Genomic DNA, 22,431 nt, shown 5'->3' with positions numbered 1-22,431 from the left:
CCGATTACCAGTCACCACGGACTCCCAATCATCACAAAAGCCGACCAATAATAAGGATGCGACAACTTCAAATCTGCAAACCCTTGCAAAGATTGCGGCAACTCCACTCCCTCACCCCGACTCGAACCCCGTAACTTGCCGCCCTCCAAACGCACATCTCCCCGCAACATCGCAATTTGCGCTTCTCGCAGCGCCGCCGCCTTAATTGGGGCAATCTTCAAACGCTGATAAAACTCAGCCATCAATCCCAAAGTACCCTCATCCGAAACATACCACAAACTCCCCAAAGCAGTTTGCACCCCCGCTTGCAGCGCCAATCCCCCAAAACCCAACTCCGCACTGTCATCACCCACCGCAGTCCGACAAGCACTTAAAACTAATAGATTTACCTGCGGATTATTCAATCTCAAGTCACGCAATTGATTCAGTCTTAACCGACTATCCCACAACTGAATAAAAGAATTATTCGGCAGTCCCGGACGAAATTCGCCGTGAGTAGCTAAGTGAATAATCCCAAAAGGTCGGCTTTCATGCTGTTGCTTCAAATTATCGAAAGTGAAACCCTCATTCAGAAAACTAATTCCCGGCCATTCTCGCGAAATAGCCGCTATTTCCGCAGGAACCGCTGGTAAAGGATTCAATTCCGAAAATTGATCCGCACCCATTGCTAAAACTTCAGATTTCCTGATATCCACGTAGCGAGTATCTGTTAAATTAATGCTGGGCATCAGGCTGAGATTGTACTTTTCGATCAAAAATTGCTTTCCGTCGTGCAAAGCAGCAAAGGGCATACCTCTCAAACCGCGATCGACTACAAAAGAAATAGTATCTGTTTCGCACTTCTTCAAATTCTCCTCCAAAGGCTCAACCATCCACTTATAAAGCTGTTGGGCAGATGATAGATAACTCGTAGTATTACGTCTGGCTGGATTAGTAATCTCATTCCTGAACTCCTTTACAACTTTCAGCAATTCTTCCCGGTGCGCTTCCGGCACAGTTTTGTGAACTACTGCACCGCAAGAATCTACTAACATTAAATCTAATTTTTCCGATCGCGAAAACAGATATATTAAGCTGGGTTTCGTTTTCGTTTCTGCGCCCACCGATACTAATTTTTTCTTGATGTCGTCTACCGATAGTAAATCCTTGCTGATGTTAAGACCGAAATATTCCTCGAATTCTTGACCAAAAGATTTCTCCAGCAGAGGTAAAGCTGCTGATAATTTCCCTGCATCCAAGTTCCTGCCGATGTCGCTGCGAAATGCTGCCTCAAAAACTGGTTCTCTGGGATTTCCAACGATGAAATTTCTGAGTCCTCTCGGAGATTGCATTCTTTCCGGCGGCAGCCTGTCTCCGGGTTTTCCTAGATATCGCGATATTCTGTTTTGATTCTGTAGCTGTTCGGGGTTAAAGGGTTGGTTGGGTTCGGGAAAAACCGCTCTGGATCTATCTAAGGGAAATCTATTGATTAGCGATGGTGGCAACGAATTTGGGTTATTGCGATCGATTGGATTATTCGGATTATTCGGATTATTCGGATTAATTGGATTCTCGGGATTATTCGGATTAATTGGATTATTCGGATTAATTGGATTCTCGGGATTATTCGGATTAATTGGATTATTCGGATTAATTGGATTCTCGGGATTATTCGGATTAATTGGATTCTCGGGATTAGTTGGTTGGTTGGGATTATTCGGATTATTCGGATTAATTGGTTGGTTGGGATTAATTGGCTGGTTGGTAGTGACGATCGCACTATTGCCCTGAGTGTAAGAATTTATGAAAGATTGTCCCTCAGTAATCGTACCATCCGCATTGCTCGCGATCGCCCCAGCCGTTCCATTATTCATCGGATTTCCCACCACAAAAGGTGTCGGCGGATTGACATCACCGCCGCCGTGGGCGATCCTCACTGTACCCGGTTGAGTGCCGCCAACAGTCGAGACACTCACAGGAGTACCGTTTTGGTCAAAAGTACCCGTCACCCGCACCAAACCCGGAGTCTGGATATTCACCGTACCGCCCGGAGCATTGATGGATGCAATGCTAATATCATTTTGAGCGTTAAGATTTACTCCAGAAGTGCGATCGACAACCACAGGATTAACATTTATTGCCCCGGTTCTGATTTGCCCTCCCGCTAAAATCCTCACAACTTCCGCAGCATTGATATTACCAGTAGTGACATTTCCCCTACTGCTAGTTAAATCAATTCCTACTCCCTGCAAATTACCCGCAGTCACATTTCCCACCGCATTTAAATTAATATTGCCCGTTGACAAAGTATTGCCGATCGCAATATTGCCACCGCTATTAACATCAACTGCACTTCCTTGCAAATTTCCCGCAGTAAAGTTAGTCGGTGTTCTCGAAACAATCCTTGTAGCAGGAGCATTTATCCCGATCGCGCTAATATTATTTCCAGCATTGAGAGTTACCGCCGACAGGGGATTAACTGGCTGTGTGGTAGGGCGAGTAATATTAACTGTCCCGGTTTGAATTTGCTGGCCCGCCGAAATCCCAACTTGTTCGGCAGCGGTGAGATTACCAGCGGTGACATTTCCGGTAGTGCTGTTAAGATTAATCCCAACTCCCTGCAAATTCCCGGCATTTAAATTGCCAAAAGCTGTCAAATCTACATTACCTGTAGCGTTGGTATTACCAGTGGTAACAGTTCCCGAATTGCTGGCAACATTAACTCCGATACCCTGCAAATTTCCTGAGTTTATTACATTTCCAGGAGCCCTGATATTGATATTTCCTGTTGATGCAGTATTAGTAGTTGTAATATTCCCCGTGGTGCTGGAAACATCCACTGCTCCCCCCTGCAAATTTCCGGCAGTTAAGTTGTTGGTTGCTCTCAAAGCAACGGTGGCAGTGGGAGCATTAACCGATGCTACATTAATATTAGTGTTCGCGTCCAGATTGACTGTGGGAGTAGTAGGATTAACTGGATTTGCTGCGATCGGATTAACAGTGATTGGCGCTGTAATGATTTGCTGTCCCGCTACAACTCTGACATCTCCCGTAGAGTCGATCGCACCCGTAGCGACATTTCCGGTGCGGCTGGTAGCTCCGACAGTCGAACCCGTGAGGTTCCCCACGTTTAAGTCCCCAGGAGCTGCCAAAGTGACATTCTCGGTTGCTGTAACGCTGGCAGGTGTAGTATTTGGGACGATTGTATTGGGATCGTTCAACACTCCCAGAGCGCCGGAGTTGCTGATAACATTAACTTGAGAACCCCGCAAATTCCCGAAATTGACATTGCCGAATGCTGTGAGTGCGATCGCCCCAGAATTCCCAGTGTCGATCGCGCGAGTTACTATATTGCCCCCAGTCGAATTCAGAGTAATATTGCCGTTGATATCAGCCGGAACGATGTCATTTGTCAAATTAATATTGTTAGCAGCCTGAATATTAATCGTCGAAGCAGACGTTAATCTGCCTCCAACTATCACAGCCCCTTCCCTGCTTTCGAGATTAATTTGACCGCCATTAATATTTCTAGTTGCCACCTCTTGCGCCGCCGACAAAATCACTGGCCCGCCTGCGGAAATGTTTTCCACAGAAATCAAAGTTCTGCCACTCAAAATTGGCGTCGAAGTGAAAATACTATCATCATCTACACTGTCAGAAGAAATACTCACCGGATTTGCCAAACTTGCTACTCCCGCCCGGAGAATTAAGGCTGGACTGCTAGTTAAAATAGCAATATCTGGATCTGAAGTCGCATTTTCAGTCCGCAATCCAACATCCGGGCCGGTAATTGTAATATCCTCCGCAACAATGCTACCCCTCGCCTCGACTTTCAGCGAAACCCCAGTATAATCTCCCAATAAAACATCACCTTCGGAACTGATAATCGGGTCAAATAAACTGACAAAATTTCCCGGCCTTCCCGACAGATTCCGCACCAAAAAATTGCCCCTTGAAGCAAAGTGAGCATCCCCAGAAATTACACCGTTGCTGACTAAACTCAAATTGCCACCGCTTTGAAATTGCGGGGGAAGAGATAAGCCGCCGGTAGCGTTTAAGGTGAGAATGTCGATCGCGCGATCGGCCCGAATCTCTAAATTCCCCCCAGCCCGGGCCAAAAAAGGATTCTGCACGCGATCGCGAACCCGCACCGCATCCCGTGCCAGCAAGTTCAAATCCCCCGCAGTTTGCAGCCTAGCCCCCGCTAACGTCAGATTTCCCGCCGCCGAAACAGTCGCACTTCCCGCATTCACCTGCGGAAGTACAGATATATTCCCAGCAGCGATCGCCACATCCCCAGAATTCACCTGCAAACCAGAGTCCACAAGCTGCACGCTACCATCAGCAGCAACAGCAACACCCGTCGCCTGATTTTGTGCAGAACCTGTCAGCAACTGCGGCAAAGAAACAGGATTTAAACTTTGTTGAGAATTACGCAAATTCTGGTCAGTTGGTATTTCCAAATTCAACAAAAGCCCCCGTTGACTGATCCGCAAAACATTCTCGCCCGGAACAGCAGCAACAGTAATTTGCCCGCCCGGTGCCGACAACTGCCCCGTACTCAAAACCGTACCGCCCAGCAAAGCCAAACTTTGGCCCGGAGTCACAGCCAAATTGCCAGCATTAACAATACTTCCCGGTTGATTCGCCCCAAAATAAAAAGCATTTGGCGCACCAACTAAGGCACTAAAATTATTTGTACCTGCCGCATTAAACCAATTAGAACCAAAACCCACATTATTAGCAGTAGTCGCAGTAAAAGCACCTGGCACATTCAAACTCGCGTTCGGGCCAAACACAATCCCCGCAGGATTAATTAAAAACAGATTAGAATTGCCACCCGTGACCGTAATTAAACCATTAATTAGCGAAGGGTTCCCACCAGCAATGCGAGCTAATATATTTTGAATAGCCGAATTAGTCAGAAAATTAGCAACTTGACCTTCATTCAAGCCGAACTGCCCAAAACTGTGAAAAAGATTCGCCCCGTCTCCCGACAAACTGCCACCGTTAATATCGTAGCGGTTACCATTGCGGATGACAGCAGTGCCAGTACCGTCAGCAGCAGGCACAACTGTTTGCGCCTGGGCGAAAGTATTAAAAATTAACAAAGAAAACGGACAAACAAATAGCCCGACCTTTTTAATCTTTAAGTTGACGTTTTTCATGGGCATCTACAGTCGATCGCAATTTCCCTCAATTATCGCACCCGCGAACAAAATAATCGTAAATAACAAATTAATTAACTCATGACAACTCCCACAATCAAAAGCTTGTACACAGACGGCGCTTGTTCCGGCAATCCAGGCCCCGGCGGTTGGGGTGCAGTCATCTGCTTCGCCGACGGCAAATGTCACGAACTCGGAGGTGCAGACCCTCAAACTACCAACAACCGCATGGAAATGCAGGCGGCCGTCGCTGCATTAGAATTTTTTGCCAATTCCGGTCAAACCGAACCAGTCACCGTTTACACCGACAGCGAATACGTTAAAAACGGCATCACCAAATGGATTCAAGGCTGGAAAAACAAAGGCTGGAAAACCTCAACAGGCAAAGATGTCGTCAACCAAGACCTTTGGCACCTGCTAGACAAGCTGAATTCCCGACAAATCAAGTGGGAACACGTCCGCGGCCACTCCGGCGACTTCTACAACGACAGATGCGATGAAATTGCCCGCAGCTTCTCTCACAATCGCACTCCCGCCCTGCAACAGCATCGACCAACAACAGATGAGTCTGGGTCATCGCCGCTAGACATTGAAAACCCAATTGTTTTGGAAGAAACGGACACAACTGGTAACAAAACGATAGAATCCTATGTCATAACTTCTGACCTTCCGATCTCCAACTCTACCATGATGGATTCAACTGCCGATACCCTGGAGAACTTACCCCGCGAGGTGAGGGTTCAGGAACTCCGCAACCTGATCGAGACGTTGCACATAGCTGACGAAGTTGCCACCAAAGGCTACTTGATTACCAGTTCTGAACTGGCTGATTTGATGGATGTAAATGCCAGCGCTGTCACCAGCCGCGGAGACAACTGGGTTTGGCGCAACTGGGTAGTTTCTCGCGTGCGCCGCGAGGGCAACCAAATTCTCTGGCAATTAGAGCGCATCGACCACGTTAGTACGACTGATTAATCATCAGTCATAAGTCCTCAGTCAGATTGTGACAAAGGCCTTCTGACTGCTGCAATATCTAGGACTAATTGCAAGAACTCAAACGGTAGGTGCGCGCAGCGCACCTTACCTGTTTCCAGAGAGGAAAAATAATTTAACTTATAATTTAAGAAACGCGAACAAATCCTGAATAAACAGTGAAAAACAAGAGTTCGATCGCTTTAATGAACTGGCTGCCACCCAAACCAGAAACCGTTTTGCTTTGCGACTCAATTGCAGCAGCTTCTGAAATGGCATTTATGCTAGGCGGCGAGTGGGATGGCTGCAATAGCTTGGTTCTACCTAAATCCGACAAGGTAGCAATTGAAACAGCCGCGAGTTTGCTGGAGACATCGTGGTGCTATCAAAAGGCGGCCGAACCGGTTTTAACTCGGCTGGGAGTTGACGAATTGCTGCGCCGTTATGCGGCGGGAGACAGATATTTTGTTAATGCTAACTTGAGATGCGCTCAATTGAGCCAACTTTGTTTGGAAAACATCGATCTGAGTTATGCCAAATTGAATTTGGCTGACCTGAGCGGCACTAATTTAAATAAAGCAATTTTAGCAGCAGCACAGATGCAATCGGCTAATTTGAGTGGCTGCAACTTGCATAAGTCACAAATTGTGAGGGCAAATTTAGCTGGGGCAAATTTAAGCAATGCTAATCTCAGAGGTGCCGATTTGACTAATGTAGATTTAAGTAATGCTGACTTAACAAATGCTGATTTAAGAGGTGCAACTTTAGGTAAAGTAGACTTGAAAAAAGCTTGCTTGGATGGGGCTATCTTTGAGTAAAACAAGTTGAGGGGCGACTGCAAATTATTCATGCCGCAGGTTCCAATTATGATTCATATTTGCGATCGCGCAGATCGCTTCCGGTCGATTACCATGACAAAAACGGTTCGTAGTGCGGACTTCAGTCCGTAGCATTATGCGGACTGAAGTCCGCACTACGAACCAATCCGAACAACGTTAAAGTCCAGGTATTTTATGCAAATTACGACTGTCACCGGCCCAGCGGGGCGACTCAATCTCACCGACACGGGCGCAGCAAGCAGCGCAGAAGCAGAACCCATCCCCGTCCTCTTCGTACACGGTATGGCATACCACCTCGGAGTCTGGGACGAGACGATCGCACTTTTGCGCGCCAATCTCGGCCAAAACCAGCGCATTTTGGCGATCGACCTCCGGGGCCACGGCGCATCCGATCCGCCCGCAGACGGCGACTACACCCCCGATAGCTGCGCCACCGACATCATCACCATCCTCGACGCGCTGAATATCCCCCAAGTAGCCCTCGTCGGACACAGCTTCGGTTCCCTCGTCGTCCTCGCCACCGCCGACTGCGCCCCAACTCGCATCACCCGCGTCATCCTAGCCGATCCCCCCGGTGACTTTAACTACCTGCCGCCCTCCGTGTACGAAGAACAGATGGTTCCCTTCCTCGCAGCGCTAGCGGGCGACAGCTACCGCGCTGCGGCAGAGGAAAAGTTCTCCCAAGCCCTCGACGGCGGTACAACTGCGACGCGCGAAACCACGATCGCACGCCTCGCAGCCACGCCGCGCGATCGTCTCATCGGTATGTACAAAGGTATGTTTGCTTACGATGCAGTTGGTGCGATCGATCGCATCCTAGCAACTCCGGGCACTCAAATCTCAGCAGTCCTCGCGCCGGCAAACTCCTGGCCTTTCAGCCTCCACATACTGCGCCCCCAAATTGCCACCACAGTCATACCAGAAACCAGCCACTGGTTGCAGCTTGATGCGCCGGTTCCCTTCGCCGAAGCAGTGACAAATCAGTTGACAGTTGACAGTTGACAGTTGACAGTTGACAGTAGTCAGTTGACAGTAGTCAGCTCGCCCCCCGAGCGAAGCCGAAGGGTAGTCAGCAGTCAATAGTCAATAGTCAATAGTCATTGAAGGCGATCGATCTCCTATGTTGAACACCATTTAGGCATTTGCGAGATCAGAAACCGACTTTTTAACCACCAAGAATTGGTTGAAAGCCGGAACCCTTTTCCGGTGACTGTTTAAACAATATCGATGTAACCGGAAACGATATCATTACTCCAATCCTCCTCCTTCCTTTATCAAGTGCACTCAAGCGATCAACTGTCAACTGTCAACTGTCAACTGTCAACTGTCAACGACAATCATCCAACAAAGCATCAAGTTCAGCAGCGACTTTCCACGGATTTCGACCCTTGAAAACAGCAGCGATCGCAGCTTCATAAGGATTTCTGCCAGTTTTTTTCACAGCCGCGATCGCCTTTTGGTTAGAAAAACCCCGCCCGCTAACCAACCAAGCAGCCAAAACCTGTCCTGTGCGCCCAATCCCGCCAGCACAGTGAACCACCACCCGATCGCCCGATCGACTTGCAGATGTCAAAAACGGTAAAATGCGATCGACTAAAATTTCGCGATCGGCCAATTCAAAATCTGCGATCGGAGCCCAGCAAACGCGATCGCACCCAAAAACATTTCCATAGCTTCCCAACAAGTCACCATAGCCGATGAGTTGTGTCTGGGGAAGCAAGCAACAAACTCGATCGATCTTCTGTCGCCGCATAAAATCAATCCAGCCAGCAACTTCCTCATCGCGGTAGCCCGGTTTGGCCGCACCAAACACAACTAATTCATCCTCCGCAGCCGCCGCAAACTTGTACATCAGCCCTCAATTTCAATCCTAAAATAACTTAGAGATTTTTAGATATTCTTACTTTACTTCTTAAGTGGCTAGCTTAACTGTCTAACTGTCCTGGACGTTCACCATAAATCAGGACAAAGTTGATATATCAAGTGCAGCGTTAGATTTCAACAAATCAGGAAATCAATCCCATGCTGTTTAAGTATGGCGATCTGTCCTATTGTTCCAATTTACATTTCACTCAAATTCACAGCAAAGTCTTGAGTGCAATGCTCACCTATCGCCGCATCTGGCATCTGCAAATAGCCAATTAGATTTGCAATTTGTAGATAAGTTCTTAACGTATCGCGACACTTTCTAGCGCCCGATACAGTTCAGACAAATTCATCATTTTTTTTGGAGAAATTTAACATGGCTAAGATTCCAGGTACTCCCAAAGACGACTTACTACATGGCACTCCTGATAACGATACTCTCACAGGTTTAGCAGGCAACGACACTCTCTACGGTAAAGCAGGAGATGATGAGCTTGATGGTGGTTCTGGTGCAGACAAAATGTATGGTGGTAGCGGTAATGATAAGTACATTGTCGATAATATTGCTGACGTAGTTACTGAGTCTGCTGCCGAAGGTATCGATCTGGTGGAATCTACCGTCAGCTACACTTTAGGAGTGAACGTCGAAGACCTGCATTTGAAGGGAACCGCTGCCATTGATGCGACGGGAAACAACGCGCACAATGCTATTCTAGGTAATGATGCGAACAACTCTCTCTATGGTTTAGGCGATCGCGATTACTTATTTGGTGGAGGTGGTAACGACTTCCTAGATGGTGGTGATGGCGATGACCAAATCTATGGTGGTACAGGCGACGACATCATATATGGTCGTGCTGGTGCCGACGACATGAATGGTGGTAGCGGTAATGACCTTTATTTGGTTGATAATGTTGCTGATTTAGTTACCGAGAAAGCTGCCGAAGGTACTGATACCGTAGTCACTTCCACTATCAGCTATACTTTGGGTGCAAACGTCGAAAACCTCACCTTGAGTGATGCTGCTGATATCGATGGCACTGGTAACGAATTGAATAATTATATGCTGGGTAACGCTGGCAAGAACTTCCTCAAAGGTGAGGATGGAGACGATTTAATCAATGGTAGAGGTGGCAGAGATATCATTCTTGGTGGTAATGGAATTGACACGCTTTTAGGTGATGCTGGAAATGATGACATACAAGGCATGAAAGGTAACGATATCCTCTACGGCAACGATGATAACGATCAACTTTTTGGTGGTGGTGGTAACGACATCCTCAATGGTGGTAATGGCAATGATGTCTTAGCTGGTGGTGGCGATATTGACCTTGCCGGCAACAACATTCTTTGGGGTGGTGCAGGGGCGGATGGATTCAGATTCTATTTTGCTCCCACAGGCATTGACACCATCAAAGACTTCCAGAAAAGTGAAGTTGACAAAATTGAAATTCACCGCAGTTTTGGTGCTACTTCCCTAAACCAATTCAGCTATAGCAAGACTACTGGTGATTTATTCTTCGGTCAAGTTAAGTTTGCCACTCTTGAGAATAAGCCAGCAGACTTCTTAGTATCCCGAGATATTGTGCTATTGCCATGAGGATGAATTGAATTGTATCTGAGTTAAACAGACTTGACATTAAGTCCGTTTAACTCAGATATTACACCATTTTCAATCAGCAATTTACGGGGCAGACAGGATGTTCTGCCCCCACTAAATCTTAGGTATGTAGTTGCGCTTGAGCGCTCCGGAAAGGTATGTTGTTGCGCTTGAGCGCTCCGGAAAGGTATGTTGTTGCGCTTGAGCGCTCCGGAAAGGCACGTAGTTGCGCTTGAGCGCTCCGGAAAGGTATGTAGTTGCGCTTGAGCGCTCCGGAAAGGCACGTAGTTGCGCTTGAGCGCTCCGGAGCGCTTGAGCGCTCCGGAAAGGCACGTAGTTGCGCTTGAGCGCTCCGGAAAGGCACGTAGTTGCGCTTGAGCGCTCCGGAAAGGCACGTAGTTGCGCTTCAGCGCTCTTTTATATAGCCTTTCGAGCGATAGATGAGGTATGACTGTAAATCGAGTTGTTAGGCGCATACCTTGCTACACAATAACTCTCAGGAGTGAGTTCATCCCAACAGCGTCCGCGAATCTTTCGCTCGCAGTGTTATATTTAGAAAGAGCGCTGAAGCGCAACAACGTACCTTTTGGGAAACATAAAAATCTGACGCACCCTACAAGTCTATAGTAGCGTGCTAGTTACAATACCGGATGCAAACAAAAGAGTACCCATTGGGCACTCTTTTGTTTGTTTAGATGACAGCATAACTGACTGAATGGCTGAATCTAACCCTGCTAAAAAAAAATTAAATCTTAGTAATATTTATCTTTCAATCTTAATCTATAGGTAGTTTTTTGATATTAGCTTAAGTGGCTAGCTTAACTGTCTAAATGTCCTGGACATTGGCTGTCACTCAGGACAAAGTAGATATATCAGCGTGCAGCGTTAGATTTCAACCAATCAGGAAATTACCTAAATAATGTTTAATTATTGTGGCATTTCCGATTGTTCTAATTCGCATTCAACTCAGATTCACAGCAATGTGTTTAGTGCGACGCTCACCTATCGCGACAGCTTGTATCTGTGCGATCGCAAAATCGATCGATTGTGAATCTAATTCGCAATTTGCAGATTGGTTCTGAACTTTGAGAACCAGAGAAAACAAGCAAACAAACTACAAATTTTAGGAGAAATTCCGATGGCAAAGCCAATTATCGGTACATCATTCAACGATACGTATTTGGATGGTACTAGCGGGGCTGATACTATCTATGCCTTGGCGGGTAACGACTCTTCATCTGGCGGGGCGGGCAACGATACGATGTATGGAGGGTCTGGAAATGATACCTTGTGGGGATACTCGGGCAATGACTTGATCTTCGGTGAAGAGGATAATGACTACCTCTATGGCGAACAAGGCGCGGATACCGTCTGGGGAGGTGCAGGTAATGATTATATCAACGGTAGCAATGGTTTATTCAATAGTACCGATTCTGCTGATAAACTCTACGGCGAGGGGGGTAACGATACCTTAGATGGTTGGACTGGTAACGACACCCTTTACGGTGGATATGACAACGACCTTTTGCTTGGTTCCTTCGGTAATGACTACCTCGACGGTGACTATGGCAACGACAATCTTTCTGGTGAACCAGGAAATGACACTCTCTATGGTGGTGGTGGAGCAGATAATTTCATTTTTTACTCCACCCCCGCCTATGAAGGCATTGATTTAATCCAAGACTTTCATTACTGGGAAGGTGATAAAGTCCAAGTCTCGGTAAGTGGAATGGGAGTGTCTTCAGTCAGTGAATTTCAATACAATAACAGCACTGGTGCGCTGTCGTTTAAAAACCAGCAATTTGCCAAAATACCGGGTGGATTTCGTCCCGATTCGGATATCGTCTTTGTTCCTTAGGACTTGTCGCGCTTGCTAGGACATTCCTGGACAAATTAGCTAAAAAAAACCGGGTTTTTTACCTAATCTATGGACTTCAACCAAGGATTTTGGTAAAAAACCCGGTCTTTGATTATTTGTGTGCCGGAACATAAAAAATTAACATCGGCGCTTTGAAAATTAAAAAATCTTTTGTTTGGTAGCCTTTCTTAAGTGGCTAGCTTAAGTGGCTAACTGTCCTGGACATGATTCATGGAGTTGAGTTATTTTGTTAATGTGCTGATAAGTCGGAGCACTGTTTAAATTTGTAAGAATTTTAATCAAAAGCTTGAGTCTGTTTATAGGCACTGCGACCCATAAATAGTCAGCTTGCAAATTTCATGCGACTTTACCTATTTGTTTAACTCCAAAAATTGTAATTATTTGAATTTTAATTGTTGTTAAACAATTCTAGGTTCATTATTTCAATGACAACTTTTTATCAGGTAAGACATCATGGCTTTACAACCAGATCCATCGGAACCGCGCCGCTTAATTGGTGACAATACATCCGAAAACGTTTTTTTATCGATCGCAGATACCAATAATTTTCCTTTGGGAGTCTGGATGCTCGAAGGTGACGATACAGTTAACATTTCAGCAGCTAACAATTTGGTGTATGGCAATGAAGGAGAAGACGTTCTCAGGGGAAACTCGGGTAATGATTCCTTATTTGGAGGCAGGGGGAAAGACTTACTAGGTGGAGAGGCTGGAAATGACTATCTCAGCGGAGGGCAAGATGCAGATTTGATTTATGGGTTTGGGGGAAACGATATTTTATTGGGCGGTAGAGGCAATGATTTCTTAGTTAGCGGTAATGGGTATGACACTCTTATTGGGGGTTTGGGACGAGATATTTTATTGGGATTTGATGACAATATTTCTGGGCCTAAAATCGGCAGCAACTTGTATGTCTTGCAAGCAGAACCCGGAGTTACAGATATCAATAATGCGGATCTGATTAGCCTTTTCAGAGTTGGTTTCGATCGAATTGGATTAGCAGGGGGTTTGACTGCTGGCGATGTAGTTTTGGAAAACCTGACAAATGTGACAATTATATTGGGGTTTGACGGGCCACAAGTTTTAAAAGACCAAGGTCTGACAAGTTTACTAAATCCTGGCCCTATTGTAACGACAGGAACTCTCATCAAAGTTAAAAATTCCGGCAATATATTGGGTTTTGTTGATGGTGTAACTCCAGCCCAGGTTCAAGGCAATATCATCTCGGTTCAAGGATTTTAATTTGCCACGATCCCAAATCTGGTTTGGTGGTAAGTGAGGTACATAGAAACCCTGTTTCTAGCAAAAATTCTGCATCAAAACCGAGATTTTTTATCAGGTAAGACATCATGGCTTTACAAACAGATCCATCCGAACCGCGCCGCTTAATTGGCGACAATACATCCGAAACAGTTTTTTTGTCGATCGCAGATGCCAATAATTTTCCTTTGGGAGTTTCGATGCTCGGAGGCAACGATACAGTAGACAGTTCGGTAGCTAACAATTTGGTTTAGATCCCAAATCTGGTTTGGTGGTAAGTGAGGTACATAGAAACCCGGTTTCTTTAAGAAACCGGGTATCAACTGTCAACTGTCAACTGTCAACTGTCAACTGTCAACTGTCAACTGTCAACTGTCAACTGTGTGCCCCCAACACCTCCAAAGTGGCTTTCTGAGCTTGTGTAATACCCGTGACTCCGGTAATATTCATAGCTTCATAGGGGCGATCGGCTCTGAGAGTTTTCAAACATTCACCTGTGTTGACATCCCACAGCTTAATCGTCTCATCAGCGCTGGTGCTTGCAAGAACAAAGTCGCGATTTTCTGCCTCATTCGAGACAACAGGACGCCAAGCAACAGACCAAATTTGACTTGTATGTCCCTGTAGAATTTTCGTGCATTCTCCCGTGCCCGCATCCCAGAGTCGAATAGTTCGATCGTGCGAACAACTGGCCAGCATTTCACCGTCAGGACTCCAGACTGCTGCTTTTACCATATCGCTGTGTCCCTGCAAAATTTTCAGACACTTGCCAGTACAGCTATCCCAGAGTCGGATGCTCAGATCCTGGGAAGCACTAGCAAGGGTTTGGCCATCCGGGCTCCAAGATACATATCTAATGGAACTTTCATGTCCCTGCAAGACATCCACGCATTGACCGGTGCTGCTATCCCAGAGTCGCAGATTTCCATCGTGGGAACCGCTAGCAAGGATTTTGCCGTGGGGACTCCAGGCTAAACTCCCAACCCAACTGTCATTTCCCTGCAAGATGTTCAGGCATTTCCGGTGCTTAACATCCCACAACCGAATATTCAGGCCGCCCGCCGCGCTGGCAAGAATTTGACTGTCGGGACTCCAAGCGACAGCCCAAACCCAGGCTGCGTGTCCTTCGAGGGTTGCCAAACATTGGCCGCTGCTGGCATCCCAGAGTCGAACCGTGCAGTCATCGGATCCGCTAGCAAGGGTAGTGCCATCGGGACTCCAGGCTAAACCCCAAATCCAATTGGTGTGACCCTTTAATGTTTTCAAACATTGACCTGTGCGAGGATTCCACAACCGAACCAGACGATCGCCACTGCTGCTGGCAAGGATCGTACCATCGGGACTCCAAACCGCCGCAAACATAGAATTGCTGTATCCCTGCAATGTTTTGAAATTTCGGCACTGATTCGATCGACTGCGATCGACCTCCCACAGTCGCACGGTTTGATCGTGGGAACCACTGGCGATCGTTTTCCCATCTGGGCTCCAAGCTACAGTCACGTTCCAAATCGAATTGCTGTCTCCCTGTAAGGTTTGCAAGCATTGACTGCTTTCTATATCCCAGATCGCGATATTCTGGTCTCCGCTAGCGCTGGCGAGCATTCTGCTATCGGGACTCCAGGCGAGGGAAAAGACTGCCCGATCGTCTCTTTGCAAAGTTTTGAGACATTTACCGCTGTCGGCATCCCAAATCTTCACGGTTCGATCTTGACTCCCTGTGGCGAGAAGTTCTCCGTTGGGACTCCAAGCAATTGACCAAATTCCATTAGTATGTTCGGATAAGATTTTCAGGCACTCACCATTCTGTATATCCCAGACTCGAACCGTTCCATCTAAGGAAGCACTGGCGAGGATTTGACCGTCGGGACTCCAAGCAACAAACATCACCCAATTACTGTGGCCCTGCAAAATCTGGCAACATTCTTTGGTACGAGTATCCCACAGTCGAATCTGGCGATCGTCCCCGCTAGCAAGGATGTGTCCGTGCGGCTGCCATGCTAGGGTTCTGATGGTAGTCTGATGTCCTTGCAAGATTGCCAAACAACTTTCTGATTCAATACTCCACAGTCTGATAGTTCGATCGGCACCGCCGCTGGCGAGGACATACCCTGCTTCGTTTCCCCCGTTAAGAGGCAAGGGAAAGAGACTCCAAGCCAGCGCCCAAACCCAACCGTGATGCGATCTAAATATGGCTCTGGATTGTCCGTTAGAAACTTGCCATAGGGACACCAGATTATTGCTATCTCCAGTTGCTAGCAGTTGACTGTCGGGGCTAAATGCAACCCTTAAAATACTGCCTAATGGTTGGGTAAACCGCGATTTTGATAGGTCAGAATGGGTGAAATTGACTCGATGCAGGTTCACATCCTGAAGATCGGCTTGCCAAATGCTGAGATAGGAAAAGTCGTAGTCAGTTAGGTCAATCTGAAGGTGGCGTAATAGATTGATAATATTGCCACCAGTGTATCCAGCCTGATTCGGACACTCGGTTTGCAGGCGATATAGAATTTGTTTTAGTTGATATGCGATGTCTTTTTGAGAACCCAATTGACTCAGCAACCGATCGCTCAGTGGCTTTAAAATCATGCGATTTTGGCTGTCGCGAATGTAGTCTTTGTCCTGTGCTTTGATTAAGGCATGGGTTTGCAATAGGGAAGAATTTGACAATGGAGTCGGCGATGAGCGATCGGCAATTTCGTCACAAATGCGATCGATCAGTGTCTGCGTGACATATTCCATCACCACAGGTTGTAATGTAAACTGACCTGCGTTGGTTTCAATCAACGATCGCCATTTCAAATTTTGCAGGGCTTCCATCAACTGCGTTTGGGATACGCCAGCATTCAAATCTTCTCGAAGTTCGGTAAAGGAAACCCATTCGCGATCGATCGCCAACCAGCACATGACTTGAGTCTCTAAGATTGACAGACGATTGCATTGTTGTTGAATTAAATCTGCAACATCGCCAAATACAGTAACATTTTGTGCTAGGAAAAGACCAATATTGCCGCTGAACAAATCTCGAATGGTGGTGGCAACGATTTTTAAGGCCAGGGGATTGCATCGATAGCGATCGCACAAATCCTGTTTTTGACTGTCCGATCCAGTTAATTCCGTCGCCTCAATCAATGCTTCGGAGGCTTCTGGACAACCGCCCAAGGACAAGCTTTGTACTGCTAAGTCGCCCGCTTCCGATTGAGCAAATTGAGGGCATTTTTCCCTGGTGGTTAACACCAAACAGCTTTGATGGCGAGTTTCGGCCACCGCGCGCAACATTTCTCCGTAAGCTTCATAGCCGGGACGATATTGTCCACTCTGATCCCCTGGTTGTGACAGGCTTTCGGTATTGTCTATAACGATCAGACAGCGATGATTCCGCAGACACTGAATCAAGCTGCTAATTTCTGCTTTTGTATCCTGTTGTCCTGAGAGAAATGAGACTAATTCTGCTAAGAAAATTTCCGGCGGCGGGGCATTGCGGAGGCTTCGCCAAATGACGTAGCTAAATTGGTTTTGTAGCTGTTCTGCTAATTTGACAGATAAAGCGGTTTTCCCGATGCCACCAATCCCAAAAATACACACCAACCGACAATTATCTTGTAAAATCCATTGGGTGAGGGTGGTAAGTTCTGCGGTACGCCCGTAAAAGCGGGAAACATCTATGGCTTCTCCCCAATTTTGGGCGATCGACTTTACAGGCTGGCGTTCTGCGGTTGTTGGTTCTGGCTGGATGTAGTCTTGCTCGGTTATAGTCAGGTTAAAGGCGCGAAATAACTCTTCTAGGGTTTGGCGATCGACTGCTGCTTTGCCACTTCGCAGCCGTCCGATCGATCGAGCACTGAGCCCTGTCAAATTGCTTAATCGCTCTAATGTGTAAGCAGAACCGCCATTTTCAGCAATGGCTAATTGTTCCTGGGTATTCTGTAGACGCTGCAAACCCCAATCTGAAAGAATCACGCCTCGGCGCTTGCGCTTTTGCGGCAGTTTAGTCATCAGAAAAATCGGTGTGAAACCCCGTCCTTATAGGACGGCTTTACAATTAATTGGCAATGCGCCACGAGTTCGGGGACAAAAACTTACAATCTCCCGGCAACGCATTTTGGCACAACCGCTTGCCAGTCCCTAAACTGTGCAAACTAATTGTTTTCCGGTTTGGGTCTTTTTTCGTTGGTGACGCTTGCCAGCCACCGACATAGCAAAACCCATACTTGGGATGTTTGACGATTGAGCCGCGTTTAAACCCTGCGCTAATCGTACCGCCATATCTAGAACGAATATGACCGGGAGCGTGTTGCAATCGATGTAGCTGTCTTCTGTGAAACTCCAGAGGCATCACTTCTATCAACACTGTGTTATCGGGTTCAAAATGTCCTCCAACATACCAATTAGCAAGCACCCAAGAATCAACGCAGTGAGCCTCAAATTTGTTTGACAATTTCTGCTTTGATTTCTTGAGTCCCAGACTTTGACGCAGATTGTAGGTATCGTTACCCGTTTTGATTTCAAGGTGTGCAATACGAGTAAGTTCCCGATAAAACCAGCGTTTGCCTACTTCCAGAGGGCTAAACGACACGTTCCACTTGCGTGCGTTTTTCCTCTTTCGGGCTTTGATATCTTCGACGACGAAAGTTGATACCGGAAACATCAAGGTTAGCCATTTAGCTATTCTTAATTTCCACTGCCACCTCGCCTTAGTCGATGGGGGCAGGCGATGTTTGTTGACCAGTCGGTTTGCTCGGTTTTGGCGGCATGGCGTCTTGCGAAAACGTCTGGCGCGTCGCATATTTCGCCGTGTCTCAATATGGTCTTTCACCCAATCGACGGCGTGGGTTTGCACGTTGAGGTAGGCATGAGCTTTGGATTTGACTGTAAAAGCTTCTCGCTTTGAACCTGGGTCAATACCAACTGCTATTGGTTGGCGGTGCGTGTTTGATGGTTCTACATTGAGTCGAACGCAAAACACTCCTTTTTTCCAAAATGGGGTGGCGATGCCCGCCTTAATCCAACGCCGCGCACGACTTGGCGTAGTAGGCATTAGCGGTCTGTTTTCACTATCTAGAACTGGTACAAACATTTACGGTAAGTCTCTTGCGAGTATATATTTCCCTTCGACACTGACAGCTATAGAGGTTAAAAACTAGGGAGGCATTCTTGACGTATTTCGAGCTACCACGCCCAGGCTGTTCAGTTTTTTGTCCCAACGATGCGGTTGGCGTCTAGACACTATTTTAGTCTCAAATTAAGAAGTTGGTGAATCTCCCTCTTTCAAGCCCCATGCCTTAAGGCAGGGGTTAGTGACATTTTAACTATTTCAACTATTCCAACTTGAACTTAGGACTTGTTGTTACATTCGTAGTGTCATTTAACCGCTATAAGATTCGATCGCGCGTGCGTCGGGAGTGTCCGCTCTCAAGCTGCGGACTGAAGTCCGCACTACAAACCGTTTTTGTTATGTTAATCAACTGTCAACTGTCCCAGGTCAACTGTCAACTGTCCCAGGTCAACTGTCAACTGTCCCAGGTCAACTGTCAACTGTTTTTAAAGCTTGTCATATCTCAAATCTAGATTCAACCCGTCATTTGCCGTAGTCAATTGTTACAAAAAAGATACAAAAGCATCTATTTCTCCTCGCAACTCGTCTTACTCTATATCGAGTCCGAATGATTAGCGACTATTTTATCAGGGACAATGCAACACTTAACTCAGCATGATTTTCAAATTTTTTCAGGATGCCTACAGGAACTATACAAAACTTGTAGCGTTGAGGATTTCTCATCTCATCTGCTGGCGATCGTCTCGAAGGTTATTTCCGCAGTAGATTACACCTACACCACCCTCTCCTTCGAGAATAGCAAGACTACCTCCCTCGACTATAAACCCGCCCCTGGGTTCGATCGCCTTGATACAGTGAATTTTGAGAAAGTTGCTCACCAGCATTTTTACGAAAACCCTCTAGTCGGTAATTATCTCCGAACTCGTGACGATCGAGCGCATAAGGTTTCAGACTTCTTAAACGAGCAGCAACTGCACCGTCTGGAAGGATTGTATGGAAAGGTGATGCAGCCTAGAGGAATCAAGGATCTGATCGCAGTTTCACTACCTCTTGCTTTGGCTGCTAAATCTGCGAGCAAGCTCTACTCTGGACAAGATGATATTATTGCGATTACACTTTTGGGAGATCGGATTTTTACTGAGCGCGATCGCTATTTATTCAATTTACTGCACCCTCATCTGGTACAAGCCCAGCAAAACATGAATCAGTTTACCCAAATAGAACAGGAGTGGGTAGAACAGCGTCATACTCTGGAGGCATTAGGAATTATTTCTCTCAACGGAGATGGGCAAGTTCAATTCATGAGCGAACGAGCTTTGCATTGGCTGAAACAGTATTTTCAAGACTCACATTTTTCAACAAAATGTTTGCCAGACAATTTGCAGAGATGGGTTAAATATCAGTTGTCGCTGGTAACACCAAGTGATGAAATCCCTGCACCTCATTTACCGCTGAAATTAGAACAAGCAGGAAAACAATTAATTGTACGCTTTCTGACTGAGCAACCGCTGGAAAAATATCTATTGTTGCTTGAAGAAGAGGAGTTTTTAACTCTATCATCCGTATCTTTGGAATTCCTAGGATTAACCAAGCGGGAAACAGAAGTATTGTTTGAGGTGACGCAAGGTAAGACTAATCCAGAAATTGCGGCAACACTGAGTCTGAGTATTGGTACAGTCAGAAAGTATTTAGAACATATCTACTCAAAGCTGGGAGTACAAACTCGTGCGGAGGCGGTAGTAAGTGCTTTGAAACAGCTTGGGAAACTTCGTTAAAGTGGGAATTTACTGATTGTATTCCCAAAGGAGTTGTTAGGATGGATAAGAATTCCGGCTTCTTAGTAGAATCGGCTCATTTTCCAAAATCGATTTCTATCTCTCTTTGGTTACTTTAGGTGATTTAAAAATCATGTCAAATCTTGTGAATCCAGAAGATTATGATTCGATCGCCCAGACGAATGACGAGTCGATCGCACTTGCGATCGCGATTACGGTAATTCCTCAAGAAAACGGGTACACACTGGTTTTTGCGAGAATCTCCCAAGTGCGATCGAACATTTGCTCGATCGAATGGTGTGGCCCTCAGTCGATTGTAGATTTTCAACAGTTGACAGTTGACAGTTGACAGTTGACAGTTTGAGAGCTACCTCTACCCTTAAGTCAGAGAATTGGAGTAATGAATCGTCTTTTTAATTTCTCCCTCAAATGGTTCCGGCTTTCAACCAATTCTTTCTGGTAGATTTTAGATTTACTTTTTTTTAGCGAAAGATGAGAATACCACAGCAAAAGCAGATCGAGCTAATTGATTTTAGCCGAGAACTGACATCAGATTTTCTGTTACCTCAGCGGGAGCATCTCAGTTTTGCATTTGTAGTGCTGTCCCCGCACAGCAAAGCTTTATAAAGCACGCGAGCGAGACGCTCGCACTGCGTAAAAAATGCTTTTTACCAAATTGGGATGCTGCCCGAACATCAAGCTACTTGGCACGTTATTGCTCATTTTGCAAAACTAGGATAAAGCGTTGCCATCCCTTGCGGTTCGTGGCTGTATTTCCCACTTTGCGAAGGTGTGTATGTCTCGTTATACAAACAGAGGCTATCAGGATTTTTCAACACAAACTGCATCATCCGCCGATGGGCTTCACCTCGGAAAAACTGTTTCAGATCGGCTTCTGAACGCCAGTAACTGACCATAATCACTTCCTTTGGCCCACAAATTCCTGCTTTCACTTGCACGCAGCCTTCAGCTTTACCAGTCGAAGTGCCGATCGACACTAGATTTTTCCACATCCAGAAAAACCCCGCGCGATCGCGTGCCACAAAGCCGTTGACAAACACCACTGCTTCCGCGCGATCCGGCAAATCGATCTGGTAAATCGAATATCTGTTTGCATTTGCCATCTTCAAACTCCTTGAAAATCTTACTACCTGGAAATTACATATTCAATCTCACGATTATTCACTAAATTGAATATACAATTTATGATATATTCAACTTAGTGAGTATGTCAACCCCTAGCCTATGTCTCTTAGCTATGCCATTCTGTCAGTCTTAGTAAGCGCCCCCAGCAGTGGCTACGACCTAGCCAAGCGCTTCAATCCCTCTGTGGAAGGATCGGTTGGTTTTTTTTGGAGTGCCAGCTTCCAGCAGATTTACCGAGAATTGAGCCGCCTCGAAGAAAAGCAGTGGCTGCAAGCCGAATCCGTACAGCAGGAAAATCGACCCGACAAACGTATCTATACCGTGACGGGATTGGGTAAACAGCAGTTGTGTCAATGGATTGCTGAGTCGGAGGAGATGGCACCAATCAAAGATGAGTTACTCGTCAAACTCTATGCTGGCTATCTGGTGTCTCCTCAGATAATCGTGGCAAAACTCGAAGTGCACCGCCAGCAACATCAGCAGCGATTAATGATTTATCAACAAATTAAAACCCAGGAATTTACAAATCCCCAAAAGTTGTCAAACAGCCTAAAATTTCAGTACATGACTTTACTGCGCGGGATTCACTACGAAACAGGCTGGCTAGCTTGGTGTGACGAGATCCTGCTGTTGCTGCAATAATACCATTTTTTTAAAGTTATGACAGACTTTTGCAAACTAGGGAAACGAGAGAATTACAACGTCTTGTCGTCCTTTATCTCTATCTAATCTTTAGAAAAATGGTATTATAAAACTTTATTAAGTTTGTAAGCAGTAATAAACAACAATAGTATCATATAGTCAAAATGGTCAAGAGAATTATTGCGATCGTCAAAAAATGGAGAGTCTGAATGCAACTAGCAGAGAGGCACATCATTAAATCCACCGAGAATCGTT

The 22,431-nt window shown here is 46.1% G+C and carries 16 protein-coding genes; 11 read left to right on the top strand and 5 right to left on the bottom strand.

Translation table 11 applies throughout. From position 1 onward, the window contains the following. Positions 1-11 precede the first annotated feature (11 nt). Entirely contained in the window at positions 12-5,147 is a 5,136-nt protein-coding gene (locus tag JGK36_RS01530) for a CHAT domain-containing protein (protein ID WP_293195793.1), read from the bottom strand. Positions 5,148-5,228: 81 nt separating this feature from the next. Here JGK36_RS01530 and rnhA point away from each other — a divergent pair, with 81 nt between their 5' ends. The 3 genes from rnhA to JGK36_RS01515 all read left to right on the top strand — a co-directional run bounded on the left by rnhA (position 5,229) and on the right by JGK36_RS01515 (position 7,960). Beyond that, positions 5,229-6,122, top strand: coding sequence for a ribonuclease HI (gene rnhA / locus JGK36_RS01525; RefSeq protein WP_293185270.1), 894 nt, complete (start codon positions 5,229-5,231; stop codon positions 6,120-6,122). A gap of 176 nt (positions 6,123-6,298) precedes the next feature. After that, on the top strand, positions 6,299-6,937 hold the full coding sequence (locus JGK36_RS01520) for a pentapeptide repeat-containing protein (protein WP_293192459.1): 639 nt from the start codon (positions 6,299-6,301) through the stop codon (positions 6,935-6,937). Between the two features lie 195 nt (positions 6,938-7,132). Next, positions 7,133-7,960, top strand: a complete 828-nt coding sequence (locus JGK36_RS01515; protein ID WP_293195791.1) for an alpha/beta fold hydrolase — start codon at positions 7,133-7,135, stop codon at positions 7,958-7,960. Between the two features lie 325 nt (positions 7,961-8,285). Here the strand turns inward: JGK36_RS01515 and JGK36_RS01510 are convergent, their stop codons facing one another. Further along, on the bottom strand, positions 8,286-8,810 hold the full coding sequence (locus JGK36_RS01510) for a dual specificity protein phosphatase family protein (RefSeq protein WP_293185276.1): 525 nt from the start codon (positions 8,808-8,810) through the stop codon (positions 8,286-8,288). A 390-nt stretch (positions 8,811-9,200) separates the two neighbouring features. Between JGK36_RS01510 and JGK36_RS01505 the strand changes: the two genes are divergently transcribed. From JGK36_RS01505 to JGK36_RS01485, 5 genes are all read left to right on the top strand, one after another. Further along, positions 9,201-10,424: a calcium-binding protein gene (locus JGK36_RS01505; protein ID WP_293195789.1), complete on the top strand. Its 1,224-nt coding sequence runs from the start codon at positions 9,201-9,203 to the stop codon at positions 10,422-10,424. A gap of 919 nt (positions 10,425-11,343) precedes the next feature. Next, complete coding sequence (locus JGK36_RS01500) at positions 11,344-11,475, top strand: hypothetical protein (protein ID WP_293179112.1); 132 nt, start codon at positions 11,344-11,346, stop codon at positions 11,473-11,475. Between the two features lie 21 nt (positions 11,476-11,496). Then, positions 11,497-12,282, top strand: coding sequence for a calcium-binding protein (locus JGK36_RS01495; RefSeq protein ID WP_293179115.1), 786 nt, complete (start codon positions 11,497-11,499; stop codon positions 12,280-12,282). A gap of 474 nt (positions 12,283-12,756) precedes the next feature. Continuing rightward, the gene (locus tag JGK36_RS01490) at positions 12,757-13,542 is read left to right on the top strand and encodes a calcium-binding protein (protein WP_293179118.1); all 786 of its coding nucleotides are present in this window, start codon (positions 12,757-12,759) and stop codon (positions 13,540-13,542) included. A 107-nt stretch (positions 13,543-13,649) separates the two neighbouring features. Further along, positions 13,650-13,814 carry a hypothetical protein gene (locus JGK36_RS01485; protein ID WP_293179121.1) on the top strand — a complete coding sequence of 55 codons (165 nt, stop codon included), beginning with the start codon at positions 13,650-13,652 and terminating at the stop codon, positions 13,812-13,814. A gap of 121 nt (positions 13,815-13,935) precedes the next feature. Here the strand turns inward: JGK36_RS01485 and JGK36_RS01480 are convergent, their stop codons facing one another. Together JGK36_RS01480 and JGK36_RS01475 are read right to left on the bottom strand one after the other, a co-directional pair. Beyond that, positions 13,936-17,553 (bottom strand): NACHT domain-containing protein, encoded by a 3,618-nt coding sequence (locus JGK36_RS01480; RefSeq protein ID WP_293179124.1) that lies wholly within the window; start codon positions 17,551-17,553, stop codon positions 13,936-13,938. A gap of 46 nt (positions 17,554-17,599) precedes the next feature. After that, on the bottom strand, positions 17,600-18,634 hold the full coding sequence (locus JGK36_RS01475; RefSeq protein ID WP_293179127.1) for an RRXRR domain-containing protein: 1,035 nt from the start codon (positions 18,632-18,634) through the stop codon (positions 17,600-17,602). A gap of 614 nt (positions 18,635-19,248) precedes the next feature. Between JGK36_RS01475 and JGK36_RS01470 the strand changes: the two genes are divergently transcribed. Both JGK36_RS01470 and JGK36_RS01465 read left to right on the top strand, forming a co-directional pair. After that, positions 19,249-20,388 (top strand): helix-turn-helix transcriptional regulator, encoded by a 1,140-nt coding sequence (locus tag JGK36_RS01470; protein ID WP_293195787.1) that lies wholly within the window; start codon positions 19,249-19,251, stop codon positions 20,386-20,388. Between the two features lie 133 nt (positions 20,389-20,521). Beyond that, entirely contained in the window at positions 20,522-20,737 is a 216-nt protein-coding gene (locus JGK36_RS01465) for a hypothetical protein (RefSeq protein ID WP_293195784.1), read from the top strand. Between the two features lie 370 nt (positions 20,738-21,107). Here JGK36_RS01465 and JGK36_RS01460 read toward each other — a convergent pair whose 3' ends face one another. Continuing rightward, positions 21,108-21,512 carry a DUF4188 domain-containing protein gene (locus JGK36_RS01460; RefSeq protein ID WP_293195781.1) on the bottom strand — a complete coding sequence of 135 codons (405 nt, stop codon included), beginning with the start codon at positions 21,510-21,512 and terminating at the stop codon, positions 21,108-21,110. A 121-nt stretch (positions 21,513-21,633) separates the two neighbouring features. Here JGK36_RS01460 and JGK36_RS01455 point away from each other — a divergent pair, with 121 nt between their 5' ends. Beyond that, positions 21,634-22,176 carry a PadR family transcriptional regulator gene (locus JGK36_RS01455; RefSeq protein WP_293179139.1) on the top strand — a complete coding sequence of 181 codons (543 nt, stop codon included), beginning with the start codon at positions 21,634-21,636 and terminating at the stop codon, positions 22,174-22,176. Positions 22,177-22,431 lie beyond the last annotated feature (255 nt).

Origin of the sequence: Microcoleus sp. PH2017_35_SFW_U_B (assembly GCF_020737865.1) — a bacterium.
Classification (GTDB): Bacteria; Cyanobacteriota; Cyanobacteriia; order Cyanobacteriales; family Microcoleaceae; genus Microcoleus.
The sequence above is the reverse complement of the archived record's forward strand: the minus strand, read 5'-3'. Positions and strand labels throughout refer to the sequence as shown.

Excerpts from the sequence above, each read along its gene's own strand:
- JGK36_RS01500 (WP_293179112.1), top strand. The coding sequence starts at position 11,344 with ATGTTTAATTATTGTGGCATTTCCGATTGTTCTAATTCGCATTCAACT.
- JGK36_RS01455 (WP_293179139.1), top strand. The coding sequence starts at position 21,634 with ATGTCTCTTAGCTATGCCATTCTGTCAGTCTTAGTAAGCGCCCCCAGC.
- JGK36_RS01460 (WP_293195781.1), bottom strand. The coding sequence starts at position 21,512 with ATGGCAAATGCAAACAGATATTCGATTTACCAGATCGATTTGCCGGAT.
- JGK36_RS01465 (WP_293195784.1), top strand. The coding sequence starts at position 20,522 with ATGTCAAATCTTGTGAATCCAGAAGATTATGATTCGATCGCCCAGACG.
- JGK36_RS01475 (WP_293179127.1), bottom strand. The coding sequence starts at position 18,634 with ATGTTTGTACCAGTTCTAGATAGTGAAAACAGACCGCTAATGCCTACT.
- JGK36_RS01480 (WP_293179124.1), bottom strand. The coding sequence starts at position 17,553 with ATGACTAAACTGCCGCAAAAGCGCAAGCGCCGAGGCGTGATTCTTTCA.
- JGK36_RS01490 (WP_293179118.1), top strand. The coding sequence starts at position 12,757 with ATGGCTTTACAACCAGATCCATCGGAACCGCGCCGCTTAATTGGTGAC.
- JGK36_RS01505 (WP_293195789.1), top strand. The coding sequence starts at position 9,201 with ATGGCTAAGATTCCAGGTACTCCCAAAGACGACTTACTACATGGCACT.
- rnhA (WP_293185270.1), top strand. The coding sequence starts at position 5,229 with ATGACAACTCCCACAATCAAAAGCTTGTACACAGACGGCGCTTGTTCC.
- JGK36_RS01510 (WP_293185276.1), bottom strand. The coding sequence starts at position 8,810 with ATGTACAAGTTTGCGGCGGCTGCGGAGGATGAATTAGTTGTGTTTGGT.
- JGK36_RS01515 (WP_293195791.1), top strand. The coding sequence starts at position 7,133 with ATGCAAATTACGACTGTCACCGGCCCAGCGGGGCGACTCAATCTCACC.
- JGK36_RS01530 (WP_293195793.1), bottom strand. The coding sequence starts at position 5,147 with ATGAAAAACGTCAACTTAAAGATTAAAAAGGTCGGGCTATTTGTTTGT.
- JGK36_RS01470 (WP_293195787.1), top strand. The coding sequence starts at position 19,249 with ATGCAACACTTAACTCAGCATGATTTTCAAATTTTTTCAGGATGCCTA.
- JGK36_RS01485 (WP_293179121.1), top strand. The coding sequence starts at position 13,650 with ATGGCTTTACAAACAGATCCATCCGAACCGCGCCGCTTAATTGGCGAC.